This window comes from Leisingera sp. G5_S3_59_S7 (assembly GCF_054968485.1).
Genome location: NZ_JBQKUH010000007.1, coordinates 1 through 17947 on the forward strand (window position 1 = coordinate 1; position 17947 = coordinate 17947).

The following is a 17947-nucleotide window of genomic DNA, read 5'->3' on the forward strand; positions in this document are numbered from 1 at the left end:
TCTTGAGGCCGACCTGATAGTGGGCGACCTTGCCGTCCTCGACATGGCCGCGGATCTCGCCCACCTCGAACCAGCTGATGTGGTCGATGGTCTTGGACGCCCGGGCAATTGCCCCGCTCACCGCGTCCTCGATGCTGCTGGCGGAACTGCCCACCACATCGACCGTCTTGTAAATTGCGTCACTCATCACCTTTCTCCTCACTCTGCGGCCAGCTCGGTGATCTCGCGGCGGAACGGCAGCGCATCGCCGAGGTCCGGCCCGTCCAGCTCGCGCGCATAGCGGTGGCCTGCGTAAGTAGCCCACGCAATCGGCCCCGGCGCGTTCGCATCGCCAATCAGTTTGACCGATTTGATGCCTGCGTCCAGCCATTCCGCCTGGCGGCTGAGGAGGTTTTCATAAAGGGCGTCGTTGCCAATGCGCGAGGCAACCATCACCACCGCGTCCGCTTCGATGGTCCAGGTGCGGTCCGTATAGGTGCAGTTGCTGACCACGTGACCGGCGTGGATTTCGGTAATGCCCTGATTGAGCACGATTTTCACCCCGGCCTCGACCAGACGCGGATGGATTGCCACCTGCTCCAGCGTGTTGTTGGTCCAGTCGCTGACATAGGCCGACGGCGTGACCAGCGTCACCTGCGCGCCTTTCGAGGCCAAAAGCTCGGCCAGAACCCCGCCCATGTAGTAGTGGTCGTCGTCATAAACCACCACGCGGCCCTCGGGGATGGTGCCGTCCATCAGGTCGTCAGGGGTATAGACCTTGGCACCCTCACCAATCGGCATCGGCACCACATGCTGGCGGGAGACCCCGTCACGGCGCCAGGTGGAGCCAGTGGCGATACAGACGTTCTCAAACCCGAACTCCAGGATGCTGTCCGCGTCCAGCGGGCTTTCGCGGTAGATCTCCACATTCGGACGCTGGCTCAGCTGATAGTCGCGGTAGTCCACGACACGCCCCCAAGCGTTAAGGCCCGGCAGCTGGCGCTCGCGCGTTACCCGCCCGCCGATCACGTCCCTGGCCTCCGCAACCGCCACGTCATAGCCGCGGCGGCACAGCGCCCAGGCGGCTTCCAGGCCTGCGGGGCCGGAGCCCACAATCAGCACGTTATCGCTGCCACCCTTGGTGTTCATCTTCTCCGGATGCCAGCCCTTGCGCCATTCCTCCATGAAGGTCGGGTTCTGGGTGCAGCGGCTGATCGACATGGTCATGTCGCCTGTGATGCAGATGTTGCAGCCGATGCATTCGCGGATGTCCTCGATGCGGCCTTCCTCGATCTTTTTCGGCAGGAAGGGGTCGGCAATCGAGGGCCGCGCGCAGCCGATGAAATCGAGCGTGCCGGATTTCACCATCTTCGCCATAACATCGGGGCTGGTGAAGCGGCCGACACCGACGATGGGCTTCTCCGTCAGCTCATGTATGCCGCGCACCAGCTGCTCCTGCGCGGCTTCCTCCTTGAAACGGCTCGGCCCGGAGCAATCCTCCCACGTGCCCTGCGCCAGATCCCACAGATCCGGCAGGTCCTTGTTCATCTCGATATAGTCGCGCACCTCGGCGTTGGAGAATCCGAGTTCACCAATGGTCTCATCCAAGGAAACCCGCAGGGTGATCGCCATGCTGTCGCCCACCGCATCGCGCATATCCGCGATCACTTCCTGGCTGAACCGCGCGCGGTTTTCCAGACTGCCGCCGTATTCATCCGACCGCTGGTTGGTGGCGCGGCTCAGGAAGTGCTGGAAGATGCCGAACCCATGCGCGCCATACAGGCAGATCAGGTCAAATCCGGCCTCCTTGGACCGTTTCGCCGCGTTCACGAACCAGCGGCGCAGGTCCTTGATGTCCCGCTTGTCCAGCGCACGCGCCTGCACCGGGTCATTGGTGAAGGTGCGGATCGGCAGCGCAGAGGGCGCCAGCGGCACCTCCTTGGAATAAAGGTTCGGGCCGTTGATCCCGGAATAGGCCAGCTGGATGCCCGCCAGCGCGCCGTGGGTCTTCATCTTTTCCGACATCCGGCGCAGCTGCGGGATGTCCTTGTCCTCCCACAGGCGCAGTTCGATGAAGGGGGTGATTTCGCTGGTGTGGTGCATCTCGCACTGTTCGGTGAAGATCACGCCCCAGCCGCCTTCGGCCTTGACGCCCCGCATCTCCGCCGCGGCAGAGGGGTCGCGGTAGCCGCCGCCATTGCAATGCGGCACCTGGTAAAACCGGTTCTTGGCGGTAAGCGGGCCGATCTTCATCGGCTCGAACAGAATATCATAGCGGGGATCGCGCAATTTCCATCTCCTTCGGTGCAAGAGCACTCGAAGGGTACAGGACTGGCCAGGGCGCTAAAGGTCAGCTTGCGGAAGCATTGATTAGCCTGCCGCTAAGCCGGTGGCCTGGCCCTGCGGCGCGGCGTTCAGCCCCGGCAGCGCACCGTCCTTCACCAGCTCCGCGCAGTGTTCGACAAAGGAGCGGATAGTGATCGAATTCTCCGAATCCGGCGCCATCAGCAGGCCCATCCGCATCGGGCGCAGATCGCCTTTCAGCGGGATGAACTTCAGCGTCTTGCCGTCGGGGGACTGGTCGTTGACCGGGCGGATGTTGGCAATCGAATAGCCGTAGCCATTAGCCACCAGGCTGCGCATCACCGCCATGTCGCGGGTGCGTTCGGCCACGTTGGGCTTGATGCCTGCCTCATGAAAGAACGACAGGAAATATTCCGCGCTGAACGGCAAGTCCAGCAGCACCATCGGATGCTCGCGCAGATCCTTCACCGTGACCTCCGGCAGATCCGCCAGCGGATGGCCCTCGGCCACCAGCGCATAGGGCGGCAGCTCCGCCAGGGTGACAAAGCGCAGATCCGCCGGGATATCCAGGTTGTAGGTCAGCGCAATGTCCAGCTCCGCCCGCCGGATGCCGCTGAAGATCGCCGCCTGGTCCAGCTCGATCTGGCGCACGTTCACGTCCGGATAGCGGTCCTCGAACCCGCGCCGCACCGCAGGCAGCACCACTTGGGCAAAGGTCAGCAGGCAGCCGATTGCCAGCGGCCCGCGCACCTGGCCGGAGATATCGCCCGCGATATCCATCAGCCTGTCAGCCTCGCGCAGCACGGTGCGGGCCTGCTCCAGCATCACCCGCCCGGCCTGGGTCAGCGCCAGTCCTTGCGCATGCTGGCGCACAAACAGCGGCAGCCCGAATTCCTGTTCCAGCTGCGCAATCGCCGCCGAAATCGACGGCGACGACACATTCACCTTTTCCGAGGCCAGCGCGATGGAGCCCGCCTCCCCCACGGCCACGAAATACTCCAGCTGGCGCAGCGTGTATCTGACTGGCAAGGGCAGGCTCTCCCGGGTTTTGGCGGATCAGGTCTTGTACTTGATCCAGGTGGTTTTCAGGGCAGTGTACTTCTCCAGCGAGTGCAAGGACAGATCCCGCCCGAAGCCGGATTGCTTCATGCCCCCAAAGGGCGTCTGCGCCGACAGCGCGTCCACCGTGTTGACCGAAACCGTGCCGGCATGCAGCCTGTCTGCCACGCGGCAAGCGCGGCTGAGGTTATCGGTCCAGACCGAGGCAGCAAGGCCATAGATCGAGTCATTGGCCATGGCGACGGCCTCCGCCTCGCTGTCAAAGGGAATGACCGACAGGACGGGGCCGAAAATCTCATCCCGTGCCAGCGGGTTATCGTGGCTGACGTCATCAAAAATCGTCGGCTGCACAAAGCAGCCCTTGCCATCAACGGTAACGCGCGCGCCGCCCGCGACCAGCTTGGCCGAGGATTTGCCCGCCTCAACAAACCGCATGATGCCCTCGGTCTGCTTCTCATCGACGATGGCCCCCATTTTCGAGGCCGGGTCCAGCGGGTCGCCCGGCTGGGTGGCCTCGGCGCGGGCAATCAGCTTTTCGACGAATGCATCCTTGATCGAACGCTCCACATACAGCCGTGAGTTGGCCGAACACACCTCGCCCTGATTGAAGAAGATGCCAAAGGCCGCCATGTCCGCAGCCGCATCCAGATCCTCGCAATCGGCAAACACCAGGTTGGGGGATTTGCCGCCGGTTTCGGGCCAGACCTGTTTCAGGTTCGACTGGCCGGAATACTGCATGAACATCTTGCCGATGGCGGTGGAGCCGGTGAAGGCGAGGCAGTCCACATCCATATGCAGCCCCAGCGCCTTGCCCGCGGTGGCGCCGTATCCCGGCACCACGTTGAAAACCCCGTCCGGCACCCCGGCCTCTGCCGCCAGTTCCGCCAAACGCAGCGCAGACAGCGGCGACTGCTCCGCCGGTTTCAGCACAACGGAGTTGCCCGCCGCCAGCGCCGCCGCCGCTTTCCAGGTCGCCATGTCCAGCGGGAAATTCCAGGGCGTCACCGCCCCCACAACCCCCAGGGGCACGCGGGAGACCAGCGCCAGATCGCCCGGCCCGGTTGGCGCCACCTCGTCATATACCTTGTCGATGGCCTCGGCATACCACTGGAAGAAATGCGCCGATCCGGGCGCATCAATGGTGGCGGCATCGGTGACCAGCTTGCCCATGTCGAGGCTGTCCAGCAGCGCCATTTCCTCCAGGTTTTCCCGGATCAGATCCGCCAGCCTTAGCAGCACCGCCTTGCGGTCCCCCGGCGCCATCCGCGACCAGCGCCCGTCCTCGAACGCGCGGCGCCCGGCGGCCACCGCGCGGTTCACGTCCTCCGCATCGCATTCAGCCACCTGCGCCAGAACCTCGCCCGTCGCCGGGTTCACACTGGCAAAGGTCTTGCCCGAGGCCGCATCCGTGAACGTCCCGTCAATGAACGCCTGCCCGCGGAAGGTCAGCGCCGCGGCGCGGCTCTTCCAGTCGTCGTATGTGTAGTCCAGCATGTCTTTCTCCCTGATCCGCCGCTCATTCGTCGCCGGGAACGCCGTAGGACGGCGCCTCGCGCGGGTCGAGCGCGCGCTGGACATAGGCGTCCAGCTGCGGCTTGTAGATCTCCCAGGCGGTGGCGACGGCCTCAACCGGGCAGTCTTCGGTCCAGTCGCAGCGCAGATCAGCCACCGGCCAGCTTACCTTGTCGACCATTCTTATGCCCGCCGAATGCACCGGCCCGGCCTCGCCGCCCGCCGCCAGCCCGACCCGCAAGGCGGCAATCAGCCGGTCGCCCAGATGGCCCTCCGCCGCCTGAAACCCGTCCACAATCGCCTGGCACACCCCGTCATTGGCCAGCAGGTTGCCGCCAGAGGCCGCATCCTTGCCTTCCGCCTGGGTCCAGATGCCAAGGGACTCCGGCCCAGAATGAATGGCGGTGCCGCCAATGCTGTCCACCGCCAGCACCTGCCGGTATTCGATGAACCGCCCGATCTGGCGCACCTTGGCCACCGCGGCGGCAGCCGTCATGCCCTGTTCCATCAGGTCCAGCGCCAAGGGGCCCAGGCTGGGGTCGGTCACATTCTGGCTGGCCACAGCGCCGACACCCGCGCGGGCAAAGGAACAGCGCGCCGCCACCGCCGGCGAGGAGGACGAAATCGCCACCCCGAACATGCCCGTCTCCGCGCAGCGCGCCACAAGCGAAAATGTCATCGTCTTTCCTCCTCACCAGCCGCTGGAGATGATCCGTTCTTCATCTGGCCGGAAATATCCTCGGGGGTGAATTGAGCCGCAGGCTCAAGAGGGGGCAGACAGCCCCCTCCCCGCTTCCGGATCAGTCCGGGATAACCGCCGTGCCGTCGATCTCCACCAGCCACTCGGGCCGCGCCAGCGCCTGCACCACCAGGCCGGTGGACACCGGATGCACGCCTTTGATATACTCGCCCATGGTGCGGTAGACCGCCTCGCGGTGGCGAACGTCGGTGATATAGACCACCACCTTGACCAGATGCGCCATCGAGCCGCCCGCTTCTTCGATCAGCTGCTGGATGTTCTGCATCACCTTATGGGTCTGCTCCACCGGATCGTGGCTGTCGATATTCTTGGCATCATCCAGGTTCTGCGGGCACTGGCCGCGCAGGTACACGGTTTTGCCGCCCTGGGTCACCACCGCCTGGCACAGGTCGTTGTCCAGGTTCTGTTCCGGGTAGGTGTCCGAGGTGTTGAACTTGCGGATGCGGGTATGGGCCATGAAATCCTCCTGATGTGACGGGGCCGGCCGGACAGTGCGGTTGCCGGAAAAACTCTCACGCGCGGCGGGACAGCCAAAGCACCTTCTGGCTACCCCTTGCTTCGGCTGCGGCTAAGCCAGCGCTCAAACCTGGTCCGCGCGGCGCTCGCCGGGGCTGCGGTAGCCTTCATACTGGCGCTGAATGGCGATCTGGTCGGCCACATGCCTGGCATCATGCCAGACCCCCCAGATGAAGGTGGAGCCGCGCCGCGACTGCCAGGGCAGGCCCAGGAAGTAGATCCCCGGCTCGCTCGACACGCCGCGCTGATGCTGCGGGCGGCCCTGCGCGTCAAAGGCGTTGACCTTCATCCAGCCAAAATCCTGGCGGAAGCCGGTGGCCCACAGGATAGTGGTGATGCCTTCCTTCTCCAGATCCAGTTCCCGGATCGGATGGGTCAGGCTGTCCGGGTCCGGATACGCCTCGCGCGCCTGCGGCTCCTCGGGCAGGCCGATCCCGGTGCGCGCCACATAAGCGTCGGCGAGATCCAGCATCTTCAGGTAATCGGCGTCACCGCTGGCGATATTGTCCTGCAGGTCGCCTGCAAACGTCATGGTGCCCTTGTCATAGGACTCGGTCAGCCCCAGCAGGGTCACGCCCTCACCCGCCAGACGGCGGAAGTCCATGGTCCGGCCGCCATAGGCACCGCTGACAGAGATCGTCACATGCTCCTTGCCCGGCTCCTGCGCGGCCTGGTCCCACAGGCCCAGCACCCCCAGCCACCAGACGAAATCTCGGCCCCGGTACATGCGCGGCGGCCGGTCGTGCGGGCCGACCGACAAGTACACCTTGCGGCCCGCCCGGTTTAGCTCATCAGCAATCTGCGCGCCGGAAGACCCCGCGCCCACCACCAGCACCGCGCCCTTGGGCAGCTGCTCCGGGTTGCGGTAATGGAAAGAGTGCAGCTGATTGATACCAGCCCCCTCCGGCACCACCGGCGGGATCACCGGATGCTGAAAGGCGCCGGTGGCGGCAACGATGCGCTGCGCCTCGATCACCCCGTCCGAGGTCTCGACCCGGAACGCGCCGCTGCCATTGACGCGCTCAGCCTTCAGAACCTCGACCCCGGTGCGGACCGGCGCCTTGATGCGCTCGGCATATTCGGCAAAATACTCCGCCACCCGCTCCTTGCCGGCAAAGGCCTCCGGATCGGTGCCGGTGAACTCCAGGTTCGGAAAGCGGTCGTGCCAGGCCGGGCCGTTGGCCACCAGCGAGTCCCAGCGCCCGGTCCGCCAGGCCTCGGCGATGCGGTTCTTTTCCAGCACGAGATGCGGCACGCCGTTGCTGCTCAGATGCTCGCTCATGGCGATGCCCGCCTGGCCCGCACCAACAACCAGCGTGTCTATCTTTTCCATCGCCATCTCCAGACCCTCTCCTGACACTGCGGCACGGGCTGCACGCCTGCCGCGCTTCCTCATCAGGAATTCCACACCGCCGGGCCGGGCAAAAGAAATCTATGGCTTACCTCTGGTTCGCGTGGGGCTAAGCAGGGGTTTCTGTCTTAGTTCAAGGGCTTGAACGAGGGGGCTGTCTGCCCCCTCGCGCTCCCCCGAGGATATTTTCAGCCAGATGAAGAACGGATCCGGTGCCTGCGGCAGGCAAAGGGACAAAACGCCAGGTCAGGCGGCGCTGCCGGAGATGTTAAGGTCCGTCCCGCCCTACCGCATCACAAAGGGGTCCGGGATCGGATCGTCGCTGGTGCGCAGCCAGACCGCCTTCACCTTGGTGTAATCCAGCGCCGCCTGCAGCCCGCCCTCGCGCCCGTGGCCCGACAGGCCGTGGCCGCCAAAGGGCGCAATCGGGCTGACCGCGCGGTAGGTGTTGACCCAGACGATGCCCGCCCGGATGCCCCGGATCATCCGGTGCGCCCGGGTGAGGTTCTGCGTGAACACGCCGGAGGCCAGGCCAAAGGCGGTGTTGTTGGCAATTTCCATCGCTTCTGCCTCGGTCCCAAAGGTGACCACCGACAGGACGGGACCAAAGAATTCGGTGCTGAGGCAGGGCGCCTCCGGCGCGTCCGAACAGTCCAGCACCGTGGGCAGGAAATAGAAGCCCTCCCCTTCAGGCACTGTGCCGCCAGTGACCAGCTTGGCCCCGGCATTGACCGAGGCTTCGATCAGCCGCAGCGCGTGGTCGCGCTGTTTCAGAGTGCAGAGCGGCCCGACCTCCGTCGCCATGTCGTCCGGCGCGCCAATGACCACCGCTTCGGCCTTTTCTTTCAGCCGTTGAAGGAAGGCGTCCTTTATGCCCTTCTGGATCACAAGCCGCGATCCCGCGACACAGCTTTGTCCGGTCGCCGCAAAGATCCCCGACACCTGCGCATTCACCGCGCTTTCCAGATCGGCGTCGTCAAACACGATGAAGGGCGATTTGCCGCCCAGCTCCAACGAGGTGGAAGCGAGGTTTTCCGCCGAGTTGCGCACGATATGACGCGCGGTCTCCGGCCCGCCGGTGAAGGCGACATGGGCCACCGATGCATGGCTGGTCAGCGCCGCCCCCGCCTCCGGCCCGCCAGTGATCACGTTCAGCACGCCGGGCGGGAATCCTGCCTGGTCAAAAATCCGGGCAAACTCCAGCATCGGCGCCGGGCCTTCCTCGGAGGCTTTCAGGACCACCGTGCAGCCCGCCGCCAGCGCCGGGCCGATTTTGACGGCGGACAGGAACAGCTGCGAATTCCACGGCACGATGGCCGCCACCACACCCACCGGCTCGCGGCGCAGCCAGACCTCCATGTCCGGTTTATCAATCGGCAGATGCGCGCCCTCGATCTTGTCGGAAAGGCCTGCGTAATAGCGGTAGTATTCCGCCACATAGGCAATCTGGGCCGAGGTCTCGCGGATGATCTTGCCGGTGTCGCGGGTTTCCAGCTCTGCCAGCTTTGGTGCGTGTTCCGCCACCAGATCCGCCAGCCGCAGCAGAAGCTTGCCGCGCTGGGTGGCGGTCATTCCGGCCCATTCGCTGGAGAAAAAGGCAGCCTCCGCAGCCCTGACCGCCCGGTCCACATCTTCCGCAGATGCGGCAGGCATACGCGCCCAGGGTTTGCCGGTGGCTGGATCGAGGCTTTCGAAGGTGCTGCCTGCGTCCTCAAACGCGCCGCCGATATACTGCTGGAAGGTCTGCATGTTCAGGTTCCTCTATGTCCTAATCCGTCTCAGGGGTGGGACAGGCGAAGTCCAACCACCAGGTGCCTGCAAGTCCATACGGCTCTTGCCAGAGCAACGATGTCTCCGCTGCATCCTTAGACAGATGGCAGGTTCTCGCGGCTGCCCGCAGCATTTTCCTCCGAGGCACCGCTTTGTTGTTCGAGTACCAGAAAGTAGTGACCGTGTACTGAGCCTCTGGAAATCTTGGCGACGGGTTGGTTTTCTCGCTGATTTGGACGCCGCACCCTCCAAGGATTACAGCTATGGCGATCAGAAAACGGCGAGGCATATGGCGCTCCTTACTGAAACGCGGGCATGACTTCGGTGATGAACCGCTCAAGCGAGGCTTTCTTGCGCTCGAAACTCATGCTGGAGTCTATCCAGAACGAGTATTCGTCATAGCCCAGGGCCTCGTATTTCTTCAGCCGCTCGATCACTGCCGCGGGTTCGCCGATCACCAGATCGCGCTCCATCGCCTCGGGTGAATAGAACGGGTGCGCGGCGATTTCCTCGTCGCTCAGCGGGTCGATCAGGCCCTGGCTGACGTCGCGCTGGTTCATGAACCAGGCGCCGAAGTAGCAGTAGAAACGGTTCAGCTCCTCCGCCCCGCGTTTAACATCCGCCGCGCTGTCCGCCACATAGGTGTGCTGCAGCAGCATGATCCTGGGCCGCGGCACATCGGAGTGCTTGGCGCAGGCGTCGTTGAACTTGCCCATGAGGTCCGAAATCTCTTCGTCGCCCTTCCACAGCGGCGTCACCTGCACGTTGCAGCCATTGGCCACCGCAAATTCATGGCTGTTCGGATCGCGCGCCGCGACCCAGATCGGCGGGCCGTTTTCCTGCAATGGCTTGGGCGAGGACGTGGTTTCCGGGAAGGAATGAAACTCGCCTTCCTGCGCGTAATCGCCCTGCCACAGGCCCTGCACCGCCGGGATCAGCTCCCGCATCCGCTGGCCGGCCTCCCAGGCGTCCATGCCGGGCATCATGCGTTCGTATTCGTAGCTGTAGGCGCCGCGCGCGATGCCCAGGTCCAGGCGGCCCTCGGTAATGATGTCGGTCATCGCCGCCTCACCGGCCAGCCGGATCGGGTGCCAGAACGGCGCAATCACCGTGCCGGTGCCCAGGCGCACGTTTTTCGTATGCCGTGCCACGTCGATCAGGTTCAGGAAGGGGTTCGGCGAGATGGTGAAATTCATCCCGTGATGCTCGCCGGTCCAGACCGCATGCATGCCGCCGTCGTCGGCGATTTTGCACAGCTGGATGAACTCGTCATAAAGCCGCTTCTGATCCTGATCCTCAGAAATCCGCTCCATATGCGCAAAGAGGGAAAATTTCATGCGCCCTTGCTCCCTGTCGCCACCGGGCGCACCTGGCCCCGGATCTGGTTTCCGTAATACACCCCGAAATTGCCGATCCGGCTTTCACTGGCGAAGCGTTCCAGCATGGTGCAGACCGCCGCATCGGCAATGTCCATCAGCGTGGTCTGGCTGAGCTGGGTGAAAGCGCCCTTGGCCGGCGTGCCCCCGGCGGACTGGCACAGGAACGAGATGTGCTGATGCTCGCGCGCTTCGTCCTCAAAAACGGAATAGATGAACCCCGGCTCCGCCTCGACCCCGGTTTCCGCAATCAGCCGGGCAAGCGCGGCTGAGGCGCCCTCCTTGCCGACCCGGGTTTCCGGCAGCGTCAGCTTGCCCTGACCGTTGCCCATGAGCAGCACCTTGCCCTCATGCTCAATGAGGGCCGAGACGATCAGCTTGGCGCCCTGTGTCAGCGCCTCGGCCTCGGCGGCGGCGGTCACATAGGCGCCGCGGGCATAGCCCAGACCCGGCGCGGGGGAGGTCTCAAACGCCTCGACCCGGCCGATCAGGATCAGATGGTCGCCCGCCTCTACCCGGTTGTGCATCGAGCAGTCGAACCAGGCGGAAACGCCCTCAAACACCGGGCTGCCCTGCGGTCCCTGCTGCCAGCGGACGGCGGCAAAGCGGTCCTCGACGGGCCGCGCAAAAGTGTTGGAGACGTCCTTCTGGTCCTCTGCCAGCACGTTCACGGCAAAGCCGCCCGCCTGCTCAAACGCGGCGTAATTGCTGGAGGAATTGGCGATGCAGACCAGCACCAGCGGCGGGTCCAGCGAGACCGAGGTGAAGGAATTGGCGGTAAAGCCGATGGGGTTTCCGTCCGGGTCATGCGCCGTCACCACGGTGACGCCGGTCATGAAGGTGCCGAAGGCGTTGCGCAAGGATCTCGGGTCGATATCGCTCATGACGTCGCTCCTTCCGTGTTCAGCCAGTCCCGCAGGGCGGCGTTGACCTCTGCGGGGGCAGTCAGGTTGACCATATGCCGGTGGCCTTCGATGACAACCGCCCTGCCCCGCGGGGCGGCATCAGCCATTGCCTGCGCCATCGCAGGCGTCGAGTTCGGGTCCCCGTCGCCGGTCAGCGCCAGCAGCGGGCAGCGGATGCCGCCAAAGCCATCCGCATAAGTGCTGTCGCCGCGGGCAAAGGCGGAATAGGCGGCAGCGTAACCATCCAGGTTCACCCCCGATAGCCATTCCGCCACCTGCGCCCGCGCGTGCCGGTCGGCGGGGCGGTCCCCGAACCAGCGCGCCAGCGGCGTTTCCAGGTCAAAACTGCCAGCACTGATTTCCGCGGCGCGGGCCTCAACCGCTGCCCTGGCCTCTGCTGAGCGGCGGAACACCCCGTTCAGCAGCGCCACGCGGGCCACGTTTCCAGGATGGCTGACCGCATAGCCGCCGGCAATCAGCGCGCCCATCGAATGGCCGGCCAGGCTGACCGGCCCCAGATCCAGCACCCGCAGCACCTCGTGCAGCCAGGCCACGTAGTCCGGCAGGTCTGCCCCCGCAGGCAGCGGCGCGCTGCCGCCGTGGCCGGGCATGTCCAGCGCGATGACCTCATGGGTCTGCGCAAAAGCCTCAATCTGCGGCCCCCAGGCTGCCGCCTGCATGCCGACCCCGTGGATCAGCACCAGAGGCGTCCCCTCCCCTGCCCGCTGGCAGGTGACGGCCCCGTAAGGCTCAGACAGCGGCAGGGTTGTCGGCGTCATGGCCCAGTTCCTTCAGGTCCTGATAGCGGTCGCCGATGCGGTGATGCGGCCGCCCGCCGATGGAGGCGCCAAGCGCGATCACGATCTCATCCGGCCCCGGCGCATCGGCAACCGACAGCTGGATGGTCAGGTAATGGCTGCGCCGCCCGCCGTCGTTCTTGTCCATCAGCGGGATCTGCAAGGGTGCATTGGCCGGCCCGCGGGTGTTGGTGAAGGCAAGGTAGGATTTCGCCCCCACCGCATCGCGGAAATGGTTGCCGAAGCGCAGCGTGTGGATGAGGGCAGAGGCATGCTCCACCTCGCCGTTCACACCGACGATGGCGGATTTGCCGTAGCCCTCCACCCGGTCACCGCCGCCTGCGGCCTCCAGGATCATCGCGGTCAGCTTCTCCCCCAGCCCCGGCGCGCAGTCGTGGATCGCCGGGCGCAGGTCCTCGACAAACCCCTGCCCCGCCCAGGGGTTTTTGATCACCGCCACCGCGGCAATCATCTTCAGCGGCACCTCTGCTGCCTTGCCGCCCTCAATCAGGGTGTCTTCGACATGCAGCAGCGTCTTGCGGATTTCGGCGGGCATGGGCGGGTCTTTCCTGTCTGATTCCAGTTGCCGTAATATGGTATACCATCATACAGTATGTCAATGCAGCCTTGTTCCGCCCTGCCCCTGTTGCTATCGGAGGTCACATGACCAGCCCAATGAACCAGCCTGTGATGAGCAAAATCGACCACCCCCCGCAGACCCTGCGCGATATCGTGCAGGAACGGATGCGCGAGGCGATCATCTCCGGCCAGTTTGCACCCGGCGAGCGGCTGGTGGAGCGGCCCCTGTGCGACCAGCTTGGCGTCAGCCGCACCGTGGTGCGCGAGACGATCCGCTATCTGGAGGCGGAGGGGCTGGTGGAGATCCTGCCCGGCAAAGGGCCGATCGTGGCGCAGCTCAGCTGGGAGGACGCGCGGCAGATCTACGACATCCGCCAGATGCTGGAGACCGCCGCCGCCACCGCCTGCGCGCAGAACATCACGCCAGAACTGGCAGAGCAGCTGACCGCCGCGCTGCTTGAGCTGCAGCAGGCCGTTGCAGCAGGCGTGCCCGGCCCGATGCTGCGCGCCACGACGGAGTTCTATCGGATCATCTTCGAAGGCGCCGGCCACAACGTCGCCTGGGAAATCGCCCAGCGTCTGAATGGCCGCATCAGCAGGCTGCGGGCGGTGACACTGTCGACCGAAGAGCGGCAGAAACCCGGTCCCGCCCATATGCAGGAAATCTGCCAGGCCATCGTGTCAGGTAATGCCGAGGCCGCGCAGGCCGCCATTGAACAGCATCTGAGCGACGCCAAACACACCGCCGAACGGCTGCTGAACGAGGGGTAACCGACTTCCAGCAAGGAAACCGGCCATGAAAAATCCGATTTTTCACGGCTGAAATCCGCGCCGGATTTCAGTTTGCGTGCCGCACCGCCGGCGCGGCCTCAGATCCGCGGCGGCTGAGGCGGATCGGCGCGGAAGGGCTTCAGGCTGTCCACAAAGGCATCCAGGAAATCCAGCGCCAGCAGCGAGCGGCTGCCCGACACCGGCCGCAGGATCGACAGGCGGTGGTGCAGCTCCGGCGCAAAGGGCACGATGGCAATCCCCTGGCCGCGGAACTGCTCGGCGTCCAGGGCGCTGACGACGGAGGCCCCCTGCCCCTGGCTGATAATGATGCAGGCGGTGGAGAACTGGCGCACCTCGATCCAGCTGTTCAGCTCCACCCTGGCCTCGGAAAAGGCCTTGTGCAGCCTGCGGTAAAACGGGCTGTCGCGCCGGGTGTGGATGATCTTGCGGTCCCGCAGGTCGCGGGGGGTGATAACATCCTGTTCTGCCAGCGGATCCCCTTCGGGCAGCACGCAGACGGTGCGGATCGGGATGTCGATGTTTTCCACCGCCGGATGGGCGGCAAAGCCGTCGGTGATGCCGCAGTCATACTGCTCGCCGATGATCCACTCCAGGATCCGCTCCGGCCGGTCCGGCTCCAGCGTCAGCCGCACGCCGGGGCGGTGTTCCAGGAACCGGGCCAGCAGCTTGGGCAGCAGCGCGGTTGCAAACCCCGGCAGGCAGGCGATGCGCAGATGGCCGGCGGTGCGCTCAGTCAAGTCGCGGTTGAGTTCTTCCAGGTGGTTCAGGCTGTCGAACACCCGCCCCACCTCGGACAAGAGATAGCGCGCCTCACTGGTGGGAATCAGCAGCCCGTCCTGGCGGGTGAACAGCTCCACCGCCACCGACTTGGAAAAATCCGACAGCAGCCGGCTGGCGGCAGGCTGCGAGATTCCCAGCGATTCCGCAGCCCGGGTGACGGAACCGGTGCGGGCGACGGCCTGAAAGGCCTCAAGCTGTCTGAGACTGAATTTCAAGGGGTTAGCGGCCTTTGGCTGGCGGTGAACACGCCGCCGCATAACATGATGTTATGAATTTTGTCAAAAAACTTTTGCTTGAATTATTCCCTTGGCCGGACAAAAGCTTTTGCAGAACAAAACTGGGAGAGAAGCTCATGTCCGTTAAATCCTTGCTCTGCGCCTCGGCCGTTCTGGCCGTTGCCGGCAGCACCGCATTTGCAGAAACCGAAATTCAGTGGTGGCACGCCATGGGCGGCACCAATGGCGAACGCGTCAACAAGATCGCCGAAGATTTCAACGCGACCCAGGACGAGTACAAGGTCGTGCCCGTCTACAAGGGCAACTACACCGAAACGATGACCGCGGCGATTGCCGCCTTCCGCGCCAAGGAACACCCGCAGATTGTGCAGGTGTTCGAGGTCGGCACCGCCACCATGATGGCCGCCAAGGGCGCGATCTACCCGGTCGAGCAGCTGATGAACGACGCAGGCGAGCCGTTTGACGGCGACGCCTTCCTGCCCGCGGTGGTATCCTATTACGAAACGCCCGAAGGCGAGCTGCTGTCGATGCCCTTCAACAGCTCCACCCCGGTCCTGTGGTACAACAAGGACGCGCTGGACGCGGCCGGCGCCGAAGTGCCGGAAACCTGGGACGGGGTGAAAACCGCCGCGCAGAAGCTGGTCGACAACGGGATGAAATGCGGCGTGTCCTTCGGCTGGCAGTCCTGGGTGATGATCGAGAACTTCTCGGCCTGGCACAACCTGCCCACCGGCACCCAGGAAAACGGCTTTGCGGGTTTTGACACCGAACTGACCTTCAACAACGACAAGCTGGCCGCGCGCCTGGATGATGTCGCGTCGATGGGCAAGGACGGCTTGTTTGTCTACGGCGGCCGCCGCGGCGACAGCCTGCCGATGTTCACCAACGGCGAATGCGGCATGTGGATGAACTCCTCGGCCTATTACGGCTCGATCTCCTCGCAGGCGGAGTTCGAATTCGGCCAGAGCATGCTGCCGCTGGACACCAAGGTGGCCGACGCGCCGCAGAACTCGATCATCGGCGGCGCCACCCTGTGGGTGCTGGCAGGCCACGAGGAAGAGGAATACAAAGGCACCGCCAAGTTCCTCAGCTACCTGTCCTCGCCCGAGGTGCAGGCCTGGTGGCACCAGGAGACCGGGTATGTGCCGATCACCACGGCTGCCTATGAGCTGTCCAAGGAGCAGGGGTTCTATGACAGCAACCCGGGCACCGACACCGCGATCAAGCAGCTGAGCCTGAACACCCCCACCGCCAACAGCCGCGGTCTGCGCTATGGCAACTTCGTGCAGGTCCGTGACGTGATCAACGAGGAGCTGGAAGCGCTGTGGGGCGGCGAGAAGACCGCGCAAGAGGCGCTGGATGCGGCGGTTGAGCGCGGCAACGACCTGCTGCGCAAGTTCGAGCGCACCGCCAAGTAACCCATCCCTGACGACCCGGCCCTGCCGCCCCTCCCCCGGGCGGCAGGGCCAATTTCCTGAGTGGGGTCCTTCATGCTCAAACGGGTGCATTTCCCAACTTCGGCGCTGCCCTACCTGCTGGTCGCGCCGCAAATCGCCATCACCCTGGTGTTCTTCCTCTGGCCCGCCAGCCAGGCGATGTATCAGTCGTTCCTGATCGAGGACGCCTTTGGCCTTGGCACCGAATTCGTCTGGTTCGAGAATTTTGAGGTTCTCGCCAACGATCCGCACTACCTGGCCAGTTTCCAGCGCACCGCGGTGTTCTCGCTGCTGGTGGCGGCGCTGTCGATGGGCTTTGCGCTGATCCTCGCGGGCTTTGCGCAGCGGGTGGTGCGCGGCGCCATGTTCTACCGCACCATGCTGATCTGGCCCTATGCGGTGGCACCGGTGCTGGCCGGTGCGCTGTGGGTGTTCATGTTCAACCCCACCCTGGGCATCTTCCCCTATTTCCTGGAATTCGCGGGCATCACCTGGAACCACTACCTCAATGGCACCCAGGCGATGGCGCTGGTGATCCTGGCCGCGGCGTGGAAGCAGGTGGCCTATAACTTCCTGTTCTACCTTGCCGCCATGCAGTCGATCCCCAACTCCGTGATCGAGGCCGCCGCCATCGACGGCGCAGGCCCGGCGCGCCGGTTCTGGACCATCATCTTCCCGCTGATCTCGCCCACCACGTTTTTCCTGCTGGTGATCAACATGGTCTACGCCTTTTTCGAGACTTTCGGCATCATCCACGCCGTGACCCAGGGCGGCCCCGGCACCTCCACCACCATTCTGGTCTACAAGGTGTTCAACGACGGCTTTGTCGGCCTCGACCTCGGCGGCTCTGCCGCGCAGTCGGTGGTGCTGATGGTGCTGGTCATTGCCATGACCGTGGTCCAGTTCCGCTTTGTTGAAAGAAAGGTGGCATACTGATGGTCGAAAACCGCCCCCTCACCGCCTTCCTCACCCATCTGGTGCTGGTCCTTGGCGTTCTGGCCATCGCGCTGCCGGTGTGGATCACCTTTGTCGCCGCCACCCATGACCAGTTCCGCATGAACCAGGCGCCCCTGCCGCTGTGGCCCGGCGATCACTTCCTGGAAAACATGAAGCAGACCCTGTTCGGCTCCGGCCTCAGCGGGACCGAAACCGCGCCGGTCTGGCTGATGCTGCTGAACTCATTGGCGATGGCGCTGATGATCTCCACCGGCAAGATCGCCATTTCGCTGCTGTCGGCCTTTGCCATCGTCTATTTCAAGTTCCCGTTCCGCATGACCTTCTTCTGGATGATCTTCATCACCCTGATGCTGCCGGTCGAGGTGCGGATCCTGCCCACGTTCGAGGTGGTCGCCAACCTGGGAATGCTGAACAGCTACTGGGGATTGTCGATCCCGCTGATCGCCTCGGCCACCGCGACCTTCATGTTCCGCCAGGTGTTCCTGACGGTGCCGGATGAGCTGCTGGAAAGCGCCCGCATCGACGGTGCCGGGCCGCTCAGGTTCTTCTTCGACATCCTGCTGCCGCTGTCGCGCACCAATATCGCGGCGCTGTTCGTGATCCTGTTCATCTTCGGCTGGAACCAGTACCTCTGGCCGCTTTTGATCACCACCGACACCTCGATGACCACCATCGTGATGTCGATCAAGCAGATGCTGGAGGCGGCGGAGCAGAGCCCGCAGTGGAACATCATCATGACCACGGCCCTCTTGGCGATGATCCCGCCGGTGTTCGTGGTCATCGCAATGCAAAAGCTCTTTGTGCAGGGCTTGACGGAAACCGATAAGTAAGGCGCCCC

Annotated in this window: 17 protein-coding genes; 4 read left to right on the forward strand and 13 right to left on the reverse strand. The window is 64.3% G+C overall.

The window, feature by feature from the left end; all coding sequences use genetic code 11:
- The 12 genes from ACTRWG_RS05565 to ACTRWG_RS05620 form a co-directional block, all read right to left on the reverse strand.
- The coding region (locus tag ACTRWG_RS05565) for a dodecin (protein WP_462829073.1) at window positions 1-187 on the reverse strand (187 nt) is incomplete at its 3' end.
- Between the two features lie 11 nt (window positions 188-198).
- Window positions 199-2268: an oxidoreductase gene (locus ACTRWG_RS05570; RefSeq protein WP_027233973.1), complete on the reverse strand. Its 2070-nt coding sequence runs from the start codon at window positions 2266-2268 to the stop codon at window positions 199-201.
- Between the two features lie 81 nt (window positions 2269-2349).
- Window positions 2350-3312, reverse strand: a complete 963-nt coding sequence (locus tag ACTRWG_RS05575) for a LysR substrate-binding domain-containing protein (protein WP_027233972.1) — start codon at window positions 3310-3312, stop codon at window positions 2350-2352.
- Between the two features lie 27 nt (window positions 3313-3339).
- The gene (locus tag ACTRWG_RS05580) at window positions 3340-4836 is read right to left on the reverse strand and encodes an aldehyde dehydrogenase (RefSeq protein WP_027233971.1); all 1497 of its coding nucleotides are present in this window, start codon (window positions 4834-4836) and stop codon (window positions 3340-3342) included.
- Between the two features lie 22 nt (window positions 4837-4858).
- Window positions 4859-5533 (reverse strand): DUF1028 domain-containing protein, encoded by a 675-nt coding sequence (locus ACTRWG_RS05585; RefSeq protein ID WP_027233970.1) that lies wholly within the window; start codon window positions 5531-5533, stop codon window positions 4859-4861.
- A 121-nt stretch (window positions 5534-5654) separates the two neighbouring features.
- Window positions 5655-6071, reverse strand: a complete 417-nt coding sequence (locus ACTRWG_RS05590; protein WP_027233969.1) for a RidA family protein — start codon at window positions 6069-6071, stop codon at window positions 5655-5657.
- A 123-nt stretch (window positions 6072-6194) separates the two neighbouring features.
- Window positions 6195-7469, reverse strand: a complete 1275-nt coding sequence (locus tag ACTRWG_RS05595) for a flavin-containing monooxygenase (protein ID WP_027233968.1) — start codon at window positions 7467-7469, stop codon at window positions 6195-6197.
- A 297-nt stretch (window positions 7470-7766) separates the two neighbouring features.
- On the reverse strand, window positions 7767-9230 hold the full coding sequence (locus ACTRWG_RS05600; protein WP_027233967.1) for an aldehyde dehydrogenase: 1464 nt from the start codon (window positions 9228-9230) through the stop codon (window positions 7767-7769).
- A gap of 320 nt (window positions 9231-9550) precedes the next feature.
- The gene (locus ACTRWG_RS05605; RefSeq protein ID WP_462829074.1) at window positions 9551-10588 is read right to left on the reverse strand and encodes an LLM class flavin-dependent oxidoreductase; all 1038 of its coding nucleotides are present in this window, start codon (window positions 10586-10588) and stop codon (window positions 9551-9553) included.
- Window positions 10585-11511 (reverse strand): flavin reductase, encoded by a 927-nt coding sequence (locus ACTRWG_RS05610; protein ID WP_462829075.1) that lies wholly within the window; start codon window positions 11509-11511, stop codon window positions 10585-10587. The genes ACTRWG_RS05605 and ACTRWG_RS05610 overlap by 4 nt, the downstream gene beginning before the upstream one ends.
- On the reverse strand, window positions 11508-12311 hold the full coding sequence (locus tag ACTRWG_RS05615) for an alpha/beta fold hydrolase (protein ID WP_462829076.1): 804 nt from the start codon (window positions 12309-12311) through the stop codon (window positions 11508-11510). Before ACTRWG_RS05615 ends, ACTRWG_RS05610 begins: the two co-directional genes overlap by 4 nt.
- A complete protein-coding gene (locus ACTRWG_RS05620; protein WP_462829077.1) occupies window positions 12283-12885 on the reverse strand; it encodes an amino acid synthesis family protein in 603 nt (200 codons plus the stop codon). Before ACTRWG_RS05620 ends, ACTRWG_RS05615 begins: the two co-directional genes overlap by 29 nt.
- Before the next feature lie 119 nt (window positions 12886-13004).
- Between ACTRWG_RS05620 and ACTRWG_RS05625 the strand changes: the two genes are divergently transcribed.
- The gene (locus ACTRWG_RS05625; RefSeq protein ID WP_260004742.1) at window positions 13005-13679 is read left to right on the forward strand and encodes a GntR family transcriptional regulator; all 675 of its coding nucleotides are present in this window, start codon (window positions 13005-13007) and stop codon (window positions 13677-13679) included.
- A 98-nt stretch (window positions 13680-13777) separates the two neighbouring features.
- On the opposite strand, the gene ACTRWG_RS05630 is transcribed toward ACTRWG_RS05625, so the two are convergent.
- The gene (locus ACTRWG_RS05630) at window positions 13778-14695 is read right to left on the reverse strand and encodes a LysR substrate-binding domain-containing protein (protein WP_259970043.1); all 918 of its coding nucleotides are present in this window, start codon (window positions 14693-14695) and stop codon (window positions 13778-13780) included.
- A 137-nt stretch (window positions 14696-14832) separates the two neighbouring features.
- Between ACTRWG_RS05630 and ugpB the strand changes: the two genes are divergently transcribed.
- From ugpB to ugpE, 3 genes are all read left to right on the forward strand, one after another.
- A complete protein-coding gene (gene ugpB / locus ACTRWG_RS05635) occupies window positions 14833-16134 on the forward strand; it encodes a sn-glycerol-3-phosphate ABC transporter substrate-binding protein UgpB (protein WP_027233960.1) in 1302 nt (433 codons plus the stop codon).
- A 72-nt stretch (window positions 16135-16206) separates the two neighbouring features.
- Window positions 16207-17088 (forward strand): sn-glycerol-3-phosphate ABC transporter permease UgpA, encoded by an 882-nt coding sequence (ugpA, locus tag ACTRWG_RS05640; protein WP_027233959.1) that lies wholly within the window; start codon window positions 16207-16209, stop codon window positions 17086-17088.
- Window positions 17088-17939: a sn-glycerol-3-phosphate ABC transporter permease UgpE gene (ugpE, locus tag ACTRWG_RS05645; RefSeq protein WP_027233958.1), complete on the forward strand. Its 852-nt coding sequence runs from the start codon at window positions 17088-17090 to the stop codon at window positions 17937-17939. The genes ugpA and ugpE overlap by 1 nt, the downstream gene beginning before the upstream one ends.
- The last annotated feature ends 8 nt before the right edge of the window (window positions 17940-17947 follow it).